Source organism: Pantoea sp. GbtcB22, assembly GCF_019091025.1.
Classification (GTDB): domain Bacteria; phylum Pseudomonadota; class Gammaproteobacteria; order Enterobacterales; family Enterobacteriaceae; genus Pantoea; species Pantoea leporis.
In genome coordinates this window covers 1-237 of record NZ_JAGXKB010000819.1, presented here as the reverse complement: position 1 = coordinate 237, position 237 = coordinate 1, and the positions used below count along the sequence as shown (strand labels likewise).

Genomic DNA, 237 nt, shown 5'->3' with positions numbered 1-237 from the left:
CATGCGCGTGAGCTGCTGGCGACCGTGGGATTGAGTGACAAAGCCGATGCCTGGCCGCGTCATCTATCCGGGGGCCAGCAGCAGCGCGTGGCGATTGCGCGTGCGCTGGCGATTAAACCGGCGCTGGTGCTGTTCGATGAGCCCACTTCGGCGCTCGATCCGGAGTTAGTCGGCGCAGTGCTGGCCACTATGCGCACCTTAGCCGGTCAGGGGCTAGCCATGATTGTCGTGACCCAT

The 237-nt window shown here is 64.1% G+C and carries 1 protein-coding gene; it reads left to right on the top strand.

Annotation, left to right across the window (positions count from 1 at the left end; translation table 11 throughout):
* Positions 1-237, top strand: a 237-nt coding sequence (locus KVT28_RS26775; protein ID WP_217551347.1) for an ATP-binding cassette domain-containing protein, incomplete at both ends; no start/stop codon positions are given.